The sequence below is a fragment of the Gemella haemolysans genome, assembly GCF_901873445.1.
Taxonomy (GTDB): domain Bacteria; phylum Bacillota; class Bacilli; order Staphylococcales; family Gemellaceae; genus Gemella; species Gemella haemolysans_C.
Genome location: NZ_CABFLN010000006.1, coordinates 42,078 through 53,402 on the forward strand (window position 1 = coordinate 42,078; position 11,325 = coordinate 53,402).

4 protein-coding genes are annotated in these 11,325 nt (G+C 34.1%); all 4 read right to left on the reverse strand.

Annotated features, from left to right (window positions below):
- Nucleotides 1-216: 216 nt before the first annotated feature.
- The 4 genes from JX287_RS01005 to JX287_RS01020 all read right to left on the reverse strand — a co-directional run bounded on the left by JX287_RS01005 (nucleotide 217) and on the right by JX287_RS01020 (nucleotide 11,104).
- Nucleotides 217-1,731, reverse strand: a complete 1,515-nt coding sequence (locus tag JX287_RS01005; RefSeq protein ID WP_239650296.1) for an ABC transporter permease/substrate-binding protein — start codon at nucleotides 1,729-1,731, stop codon at nucleotides 217-219.
- On the reverse strand, nucleotides 1,731-2,465 hold the full coding sequence (locus JX287_RS01010; protein ID WP_275576615.1) for an ABC transporter ATP-binding protein: 735 nt from the start codon (nucleotides 2,463-2,465) through the stop codon (nucleotides 1,731-1,733). The genes JX287_RS01005 and JX287_RS01010 overlap by 1 nt, the downstream gene beginning before the upstream one ends.
- 391 nt (nucleotides 2,466-2,856) lie before the next feature.
- A complete protein-coding gene (locus JX287_RS01015) occupies nucleotides 2,857-3,888 on the reverse strand; it encodes a PDDEXK nuclease domain-containing protein (RefSeq protein ID WP_204641378.1) in 1,032 nt (343 codons plus the stop codon).
- A gap of 439 nt (nucleotides 3,889-4,327) precedes the next feature.
- Nucleotides 4,328-11,104 (reverse strand): YSIRK-type signal peptide-containing protein, encoded by a 6,777-nt coding sequence (locus JX287_RS01020; protein WP_204641379.1) that lies wholly within the window; start codon nucleotides 11,102-11,104, stop codon nucleotides 4,328-4,330.
- Between the last annotated feature and the right edge of the window lie 221 nt (nucleotides 11,105-11,325).

Genomic DNA, 11,325 nt, shown 5'->3' on the forward strand with positions numbered 1-11,325 from the left:
AATCAAAAATAGAAAAAATCAAGAAACATACTTAAATTTCATCAAATTGTTTTATAAACGCCTTTCCTCCCATAATCGCTAATAAAAATACCTAAACAGGGCTGACTCGACAAAATCGATTTCTACGAAATCACGATTTTTGAGTCACTCCCAACTAATCAAAAAATTCCCAAACCACAAGGCTTGAGAATTTTTATTTTCAACTAAGATACTACGTTATTTTTTAATTAATCCTTCTTTTTGTAGGTATTCTTTTGCAACATCATAAGCAGGTTTACCTTCAATATCTACTTTGTAGTTCATTTCAGTCATTTCTTTTTCTGTTATTTTTCCAGCAAGTTTATTCAAGATTTTTTCAAGTTCAGGATGTTTTTTCAATGTCTCTTCTCTTAATAACGGTGCCCCTTGATATGGTGGGAATAAATGTCTATCGTCATTTAATAATTTAAGCTTATTAGTTATTATTTTACTATCCGTTGAGAATACATCGATAATATTTACATCACCATTCGAAATAGCTTGATATTTTAACGCTATTTCCATAGTTTTAACATTAAGATTTAAGTGATAAAGATTTTTAAGTCCTATACCACCGTCTTCTCTATCATTGAATTCTAATGAGAATCCAACTTTTGAAGAATTTTCTATTAATTTTATATCTGAAATATTATTTAATTTATTTTTATTTGCAAAATCTTCTGTTACAGCTAAAGCATAAGTATCCTGGAATTTTGTAGGTTTAAGGTACACAAGATTATCTTGTTCGAAAATTTTATTTTTAGCAACTTCATAAACCTCATCAGGATCATTAGAAGGAACAGTTTCCGGTGTTTTTAATAATGTTGTTGTAACAGTTCCTGTAAATTCTGGATAAATATCAATACTTTTACCTTTTAACGCCTCATACAAGAAGCTTGTTTTACCAAAATTAGGTTTAACTTCAACATCAATATTTGTCTCATCTTCTATTAAAAGTTTATACATATTTATTAATATCTCAGGTTCTGCTCCTATTTTACCAGCTATTATTAGTTTATCATTAGACATTTTTCCAATTGGGAAGAAGCTAATAGTTAAAGCTACTACAGCCGCAAGTAATGATGCTAAAATAGTTTTTGGTTTTTTATCTTGTAAAAATTTAATTAATAACCCAAATAGAATCGCTAATATTGCAGATGAAATAGCACCAATTAGAATCAACGCTGAATTATTTCTATCTATTCCTAGTAAAATAAATGAACCTAATCCTCCTGCTCCTATTAAAGCGGCAAGAGTTGCTGTACCAATTATCATAATACTCGCCGTTCTCACACCACTCATAAGTATTGGCATAGCGAGTGCAAGTTTAAATTTTTTCAACTTCTCTAGTTTTGTCATACCAAAGGCTGTTGCTGCTTCTTCTAATGATGGATCAATCTCCGATAATCCTGTAATTGTACTTTGTAGTATTGGGAATATTGCATAAATTACCAATGCTACGACTGCCGGTAATGTACCAATCCCCATAAATGGAATGAATAACCCAAGTAATGCAAGAGAAGGAATAGTTTGGAAGATACCCGTAATTTGTAAAAACCATTCACTTGTCTTCTTATTACCTGAGATAATTATTCCTAACGGAACTGCTATAAAAATTGCAATAATAAGTGATAATAATGAAATTTGAAGATGTTCATATAAACCAGTCATCCAATCACTTTTTCTTTCTAAAAATGTACTTACTAAATTCATTATTTATTCCCCTTTTCAAAAAATTCGCGAACAAAGTCATCCGCAGGGTTTTCTTTTAATACTTCCGGTGTAGCAATTTGAACTACTTTACCTTCTTTTAAAACACAAATTCTATCAGCAAGTTTCATCGCTTCATCCATATCGTGAGTTACAAAAACTGTTGTCATTTTATATTCATTGTGCAAAGTTTTAATCAAATCCTGTAATTGAACTTTACTAAGCGGATCTAGTGCTGAAAATGGTTCATCCATCAATAAAATTTTAGGATTAGCAATTATCGCACGTAATATTCCTACACGTTGTTTTTCTCCTCCAGAAAGTTCCTTAGGAAGACGATTCATATAATGTTTTGGATCTAATCCTACTTTTTTCAGTAAATCCTCAGTCTTTTCTTTAATTTCTTTTTTGTCAAAGTTTTTCATTTCTGGAATTAGCGCAATATTTTCTGCAACCGTGAGATTCGGAAATAGTGCAATTTGTTGAAGAACATATCCAGTTTTTAATCTTAATTCTCTTAAATCATAGTCTTTTAATCTCTTATCTTCAAAATAAATATCACCGTCTGTTTGTTCTATCAATCTATTTATTAATTTTAAAGTTGTTGTTTTTCCACTTCCACTTGGTCCAACTAGAACAAAAAATTCTCCTTCTTGTATTTCAAAATTCAATCCGTCAAGTATTAAACCATTTGTGGAACAACATAGCGATACATCTTTATAGTTTATCATTTTCATACCTTCTTCCTTATTTTTGATTATAAGAAGCGGAAGTGACTCAAAAATCGTGATTTCGAAAAACAAGATTTTTCCGGGCCAATCCCCGCTAATATTTTTATATAATTCCTAATTTCTATAATATTTATTCTATACCTCTAATCTACAAGTGTCAATTTTTTAGATTTTTAAAAAAGGCGATAAAGAAATATTTTACAATTTATAAAAAATGAGGAGTGACTCGAAATCGTAATTTCATAGAAATCGATTTTGTCAAATCACTCCTGCACAGTTCACTAGACATCTAAAAGATTTTTAAAAGAGAATTTAGATATCAATAAGCCACTGCTCTTATATAAACTTTTTAAAATTTAGAACTTTTGAATCGGCCCTTTTAAATTAAAAACATGAGTTATTCATTATTTTCTTCGGCAATCTCTGCATATTCTTTTAATTTTCTTTGTAGCAAATCCTTATCAATAAGCTTTAATGTATACTCTGATACCATTGTAGGTGAAAGGCTTCTACTAAGTGTATATTCTACTACCTCATCATCTCTTGAAGTACAAAGGATAACACCTACACTTGGATTTTCAGTTTCCTTTTTCACTTCTCTATCTAATGCTTCTAAATACAAATTCATTTTTCCTATATATTCTGGCTTAAATTCTCCCATCTTCAATTCAAATGCAACTAAGCAAGATAATCCTCTATGATAGAATAATAAATCTATATAATAATCATGTTTACCAACCTGTACCCTATATTCATTTCCTATAAATGAGAAATCTTTACCAATTTCCAATATAAAATTCTTCAGATTTTCGAGAACTGATTTTTGAAAATCTCTTTCATTCCCTATCTTTGGTGCATCAAGAAATTCCAATACATACCTATCCATAAACAAATTATTTGTTTCATTCTTTATCTTTTGTATAGCAGGTAAACTCTCACCATTAGAAAGTATATATCTTTCATAATAACCACTATCCATCTGCCTTACTAACTCACGATGTGTTAGATTTTCTTTTATCGTTAAATTAATATAAAATTCTCTTTCTTCTTTGCTTTTTGAACCGGACATTATTTTTAAATGATTAGACCAACTCAATTGTGTCAACAGTGTTGACACTTTTTCATCATCCTTATACAACTCATAGAATTGCTTCATTCTATATAGCCCTCTGCGGGTAAATCCTTTTAACTCAGGATAGTTTTCAGAGAAAAAAGCAGCTACATTATCGACAAAATTTGATCCATAACTCGCTTCTTTGCTTTTTTCACTTATATACTTACCCACTCCCTGATACATTAAAATAAGTTCTTCATTGACTTTACTATAAGCACGTGCCTTTGCACCTTCGATAATCTTAACAATATCATCAAACTGACGGTTATTCTCTCCTTCATCCATATTATGTGATATTAACTTATCCTTATTCATAATCTTCTCACCTCTAAAAGTATAATAGTATTTTTTGAATATTCTCCTCATCAAAATCTCTGGAACTTTTAATCTTTACTCTATATTTTTCTTAACTGAAAAAATAATATAATCTACCTTTTCGTATTCTAACACTCTCTTGTCCTTTTAAGAATAACAACTTATTTCTTTAAAACTGCTTTTGTAGCATCTAAAATATATCTTGATTGTTATCATCTACATAAATTATAACATTATTTTTAATCTTTTCCCACAACTAAATGTCAATTTCAAATTATTTAACTTACTATATATATTATCCTCCATTTATAATTTACAGGTGCAAACAACTCAGATTTAAAAAAGTAAGAAGTCCTAAAGAGTACCTTTAATACTCTAGGACTTCTCACTCAATATTTAATTATTATAGAAAGATTTATAGTTAAATATTCTAAATATTTTATTCTTCATCTTCTCTACGTCTTTTCGCAACAGCTAACAGACTTCCTAACATAGCTAATCCTAAACCTGCTAGTCCTGTATTAGTTTCAGCTTCACCTGTATTTGCTAAACGTTTTGTAGCTTTTTCAACTTTAGCAGTTGGTTGTGGTTTATTTCTTTCACCGTGCTCTTCTCCATTACCTGCTGGTTTACTTGGAGTAACTTTTCTGAAGATATGAGTTACAACGTCACCTTTAGTTTCTGTTCTAACGAATACATAACCTTCAATTTCTCCTGCTTCTAATGCTTCATTCGCTTCACCTAATACTGTTGGAGCCTTCGCATCTGCTGGTTTCAATTCGTTACCTTTTTCATCAACCCATTTAGTGATGATTAACTTAACTTTTGGTAACTCTACCGGATCTGGAAGTTCTCCATTTACTCTACCGTTGAATTCTGGTAAATCTGGTTGAACTTCTGGTTCTCCTTTTTTAGATGAAATTTGTACTTTTACTTCCACATTCACCGTTACTGGTGTATCTCCATCATGGCTTACAGTTACTGGAATTGTCACAGTTTTCTCTTCGTCTGTTCCCCATTCTTCTTTTGTGAAGCTTGGTGTTCCGGTGATTTGTCCTTTATCATTCACGCTTAATCCATGCGATGGCGTTGAGCTGATTATTACTCCTGGTTTGTTTGCTGTTACCACTACATCTGTATTTGTATATGGTTGCCCTTCTACCACTGGAGTTGTTGGATTATGTGGCTCTGCTGTTAACGCAGTCTTAACTTTTGGAGTTGAATCTTGATTATCATCGATTCCGTCGCCATCGTCGTCGTTATCTGTCTTATCTGGTGTTCCATCTCCATCTGTATCTCTCAATACTTTCACGACTACGTTTTTCGTAACTGGTGTATCTCCATCATGGCTTACAGTTACTGAGATTGTAACGTTACGCTCTTCTTCTTCATCTCCCCAGTTGCTAATTTCTGGTGTTCCTACTACCTTACCTGTCTCATCTACTCTTAGTCCATTGACTGGTTGTGATGTGATTGTACTGTTTGGTTTGTTTGGTGTTACCACTACTGCACTTGTGTACTCTGCTTTTTCCTTCGCTTCTGCTGGTGTTCCTACTGTGAAGTCTAACGCAGTCTTAACTTTTGGAGTTGAATCTTGATTATCATCGATTCCGTCGCCATCGTCGTCGTTATCTGTCTTATCTGGTGTTCCATCTCCATCTGTATCTCTCAATACTTTCACGACTACGTTTTTCGTAACTGGTGTATCTCCATCATGGCTTACAGTTACTGAGATTGTAACGTTACGCTCTTCTTCTTCATCTCCCCAGTTGCTAATTTCTGGTGTTCCTACTACCTTACCTGTCTCATCTACTCTTAGTCCATTGACTGGTTGTGATGTGATTGTACTGTTTGGTTTGTTTGGTGTTACCACTACTGCACTTGTGTACTCTGCTTTTTCCTTCGCTTCTGCTGGTGTTCCTACTGTGAAGTCTAACGCAGTCTTAATAACATTTCCATTCAACCTAATCTCTGGTGTTGGGTCACTAGTTCCTACACCTGCACCTTTATGTCTGTAAGTTACATCCCCGTTTGCTGCTACTTCTAATTCAGCAGTATTGACTGACGGGTTCGCTTTTTTCACGGCTGCTTTAACGTCTTCTTTTTCTTTGTTAGTTAATGCTGTAACTTCTAGTACCGGAACTTTCTCAACGGGTTTCAATCCTGCGAATGCTTCTGTCTCGTATGAATCAACTTTTCCGTTCTTATTGCTTTCGTGACGTGTTACAACACGATCTCCTGCTTGGAATGTTTCATTTCCTAATAAGTTAATTGTAATGCTTCCATCTGAATTCACAGTAATATCACGGTCGTTACGGCTATTTGTGTAGCCTGTAGCTGTTTTTGTTAATTGCATTCCAACGCCACGAATTGTTACGTGTAATTTATCTCCAGTTTCTACCGTCGTGTTTGGTTTTACTGTTACAGTATTGTCTTTTTCGTTAAATGCTGTTGTGATGTCGATTGGTTTAACTTCTAAAACTGGAACTGTAACATCTTTCTTCGTATTATCACTGAATGTTAATCCTACAGTAACTACATTTTTACCATTTACCACACTGATACGTCCGTTATTTTTCACTTCTTTAGTAGTTGGTTGTGGTTGTCCTTGTGGAACTGTAACGTTGTTCAATACACGATTATATTCAGTTGCTGGTACGCTTCCTTGTTCGTTCTTAGCTTTAGCTGCTTTAACAGATACTTCTGGAATTGTTAAAGTTGGTTTTGCTTTATTCGCATTTGTTGTATCTAGTGGAACTTCAATATCTTCTCTTGAACCATCCGGATAAGTAACTGTTGCTGTGATATATAATGTACCGTCTTGTTTTGTTTGGACTGTACTATTCTTCATTGCAAAAGTTAAACCAGATGTGTTTTTATTAACTTTTACTTCACCACGTGTTGATGAGAACGTTAACGTATCTTTAATCTTGTTAAATTCAGCGGCTGTAATTGTTGTATTCGCTTGAGTGATATCACGTTCAATCTTAGATTTACTTACTGTCGGTGTATATTTCGTTGCTTGAGTTAATGTTTTGAAAACAACACGATATGGGTTTGAAGCATCATTTTCTCTACTTCCTGATTTTTCCCTAATATTATTTTCTGCAGCGTCCATTGCTGAAGCATAACGCGTTACAATTACCTCTTCGTCTCTCCACAATGTATTTGCAGATTTTTCTCTATTTAATGTTCCAGTAACTGTCAATGTATACGGTGCGGTAGTAATAGTATCTCCATTTCTTGGAACCAAATTGTAAGTAAGACCATAATTTCCTAAGTGTGTAGTAGGTGGATTATCACCTGAATAGAATACAGCTTCTAATAATTTGTTAGAATTATCAGTAATAGTTGCAACATCAATGTTTGTATCTTCAGTTGGCGTAATATATACTACACGATCCCCTAGAGCATCTATCACAGTATTTTTAAATTCAATTTCCGGTAAAACCGCATCTCCATTACCTGCTATACCTGTTGCAGAAATACTTTCAACGCTACCTGTTCCATCTGTTGTAAGAGCTTTAGAAGTTACCGTTGTACCATCTTTTACAACACGGTCTTTTAATCTAAACACGCCTGTTGTCGGATCAACTGTTAACGGTGCACCCGAACCAAATTGCCATACTCCACTAGCATTCTTCTTAGCTGTGTAGGTTACTTCTGTAGAGTCATCTTGTTTTGTAAAGGTTACGCTAACTTTATCCACATTTGTTTGATTTGTTGGTGTAATTAAGACATCACCATTATCTTTTGGAGTCACTGTTGGAGCTGTTGGTTTTACAACAAAGTTAATAGTTTTCTCCATATAACGACGCCCATTAAGTTGAGTATCGGTATTCCCTGTTACTACTTCACTCACTTCATTTGTTCCAGCATAATCTACTGGGAAATAAGCTCTTGCTTTTACAACATAACGACCTGGAGCATCAGGCAACTTAGAAATAACCGTGTTCGTAGTACTATCTACCATACGGAATGTCATTCCACTTGGGAAATTATTCTGATCTTGGCGATTTGTCCCAGAATTAACCGTTAAATAATTATTCGCATCTTCAAGATTTTGTCCTTTTGTAGCAGCAACTGTTGTTGATGATTGATTAGGTTCAGCCACTCGCCCTGGTTCAAAGTCTAAATCTAGCACTCTTACACGGAATTTTACTTCTGAATGATTCCCTTTAGATACATCCCCATCTTTTGAATCGGATACTTTAAGCGTAACTGTAGAATAGCCTAACGTTGCATCAGCAGCCACCTTACCTTCTACCGTATGCGTTGTTGGATTAGTTTCAGTTACTCCTGTGAGCGTTAACTTATTATCAGTTCCACCAAACGAAACTCCTTTTGGTAAACCTGAAACATATTGAACATTTACACGTCCTTCTGAGGCATTATCTGAAAATTTCAAAGGTAAAACTAACTTAGCACCACGGAAAATTGTTATAGCTGTCCCATCTGTTCCATCTGTTGATGTTGGTACCGTATTGGTTAATACTGTTTCATTCTTTGCAATTAGATTTGTTAATTTCACAGTAGGAGCGACAGAATCCGTCACATTAAACGTCTTTGATACTGGTTTTTGAACAGGTGTGTAAATTGTATAATCTACATTATCAATTCGTTTTGTACTTACAGTATTAGGGAATACTGCCGTTGCGATATACTTAGTAACACTTCCTACCTCATTTAATTTCGTATTATTAGCAACATCAGTAAATGAAAAAGTACTAGAATTGAATTCTTTCCATTTAAACTGCATACCCGTTGGATAGTACTTATCACTGTCTGAACTAGCGCTATCTGCCACTTTGATTTGATTATGAGGATCTCCTAATTCACTTCCAACAGCACGATTTTCTGGAGTGGTACTCCCCGCTTGTACGTCGACTATACGATATTTAAATTTATATGTTGCACTATTACGACCATCATTTGCAACCACAGTTGCAGTACTTTCTCCAAACGGAGCGTCATTTCCTACAGTATTATCAGGAATTGTATAATTGAACTCCTTACTTCCATTTGTCGAAATATTTCCCACACCATTAGGAAGACCTGTAATAGATAATGTGACATTATTCTTATCATCTTGAACTCTAAATGTAGGATTGAAGTTTGCTCCACGATAAATAATAAAACGATTATCATCCGCATTTGCTGTTAATGCTTTTCCGTTAATTGATACTGTTGGAGCAACATTATCTGGAACTTCTGTTGGTGTTACAGCATCACTTCGAACAGAAGTCACTACTCCACCATTATCTACGATTGTCTCTGCTGTAATAGGTTTACCAGGCAAAGCTCCAGAAACAACAACAGTAGCTGTTTCACCATTTGTTGTCCCTGTTCCAATAACTGTATTTCCATCATACAACTTCACTGTAGAACCAGATTTAACTCCACTTCCTACATTCACTCTAATCGATTGTCCAGTTAAACCTTTTTTATGTTCTACATCGCTGGCTGTAATAGTAGGTTTTTTAGGGTTAACCGTAAAGTAAACTCGTCCATCTGACCCTGAATTTGCATCTTCTGATGTTGTTTGATCGCCATACGTTGCGATTGCAGTATAAGTGAACTTCCCAGCACTTGCTGTACTTGGAGTAGTGTTGTTTTTCCAACTCCAGCTCATTCCTGCAGGAAATTCTCCTGACCCTTTACGCGTAATATATCCATCCGCTACGGGGTTACCTGTATTAGGGATTACATCTCCTACTGTTTTTATATGACTACCACCTTGGATAGGATACAATTGTGCATCTGGTCTGCTTTCCAATCTCGTTCCAGTAGCAGAATACACATATGCCGCATACGCAGTTATAGATTTCCCTTCTTTAGCGGTTACAGCCATAGTTCCCGCTGTTTTGGCTTGTTCAGGCGTAACATCATCTCTTAAACGCATCTTAACGTGATATTTATAAGCATAATTTTGTCCACCGCTAACCGTTAATACGTGAGAATATGACAACTTAGGATAAGGTCCATTTGGATCATTATTTAATCGAATAATACGATTTAGATCTTCATTATTTTCTAATTTTTTCAACATTTCTTGTCGTTTATTATTATTATTCGGACCACCATCTAATTGATAAAGACTAATCTTATCGCTCCATTGTCTTCTCGTACTATCATCCTGAACACCACCGTTTCTTCGAAGCTGTTCAAGTGCATTATATGTGTCTACTTTAGTAAAATTGTTAGGATTTTCAGAAAGTATTCCAGTACCTACATGATTTCGATAACGTTCATAGTATGCTTCAGCAATAGTATCTCCTACATAGTTACCACCGCTATACAACAGATCTCGAGGTGGGTAGAACCAAAATGCATTTCCGGTATTTCCAATCAAAGCTTTACCATCATTTTGGAAGTAAACATCATAAGTAATAAATTTCTTATTACCTTCCTTACTATATTTTGCTGTCATGAATGTTTTTTCAATTGTTCGGGTACGTTGTCCTTCAACTGTAGAACCTTGTCCTGCAGCCTCTGAGATATACTCTTTTACATTAATTAACGCACCTTCTACACGTCCCTCATTAGTCGTAGTTGCTCTAAATCCAACACCTTCACCCATATTTAACCCATTACGTGAATCACGTGATCCAGTATTAGCAATCGTATTTTCTCCTTCTTTTACAACCTTTTTGGGCGCATTAACCTTAGGCATTGAAGACAACACAAAGATTTTCTCATTAAGGTTTTTAGCTACTGCATCAATTTCAGATTGTGTAAGTTCAGTACTAGTGCTATTAAGTGTATTTTTAGCATTTTCTAAATCTATTTTAATCGCAGCTAATGTAGACGCAGGAGCTTTATCTTTGTTAATTTTTTCTAAAAGTTCTTCTACTTTTTCAATATTAGTTTGTAATTTCGTTTTGTCTAATACTTGTTTTTCTACTATTTTTTCAGTATTAGCATTGTTGTTTACAGCTGGAATGTTTCCACTTGCTAATTCCTCTTTTTTAGCAGGTTTCACCTCTTCTTTTACGGGCTTCACTTCTTCTTTGCCAGTTGTACCTTCTAATTTTTCTACTTCAACATTTTTCTCTACAACTTCTCCTGCATTGGCTATACCAGCACCAAAAAATATACTAGCACCAATTACAACCGAAGCTGCTCCAACTTTAAACTTTTTAATAGAGTAACTTTCAACCTTTACTCCACCTTTTGTATCCCTTAAATATTTGTTGTTTTTTCCTATCACGTACATTTCTCCTTCCTTAATATTACTTAAAGATAAATAAAAACAATTCTATCAACTAAAGTTATACATGATAAATAGCTCCTTACTAAACAGTCCCCCTATTTATCTATGTTTCCAATTTATCATTATACTATTTTTACTTAAAATATACTTTAAGTTACATAAATATATAAAAAAATACACCACTTAAAGAAAGTGATCAATTTATATTATAAGCTATATATATA

Coding starts and splice junctions, on each gene's coding strand:
- JX287_RS01005 (WP_239650296.1), bottom strand. CDS start 1,731: ATGAATTTAGTAAGTACATTTTTAGAAAGAAAAAGTGATTGGATGACT.
- JX287_RS01010 (WP_275576615.1), bottom strand. CDS start 2,465: ATGAAAATGATAAACTATAAAGATGTATCGCTATGTTGTTCCACAAAT.
- JX287_RS01015 (WP_204641378.1), bottom strand. CDS start 3,888: ATGAATAAGGATAAGTTAATATCACATAATATGGATGAAGGAGAGAAT.
- JX287_RS01020 (WP_204641379.1), bottom strand. CDS start 11,104: ATGTACGTGATAGGAAAAAACAACAAATATTTAAGGGATACAAAAGGT.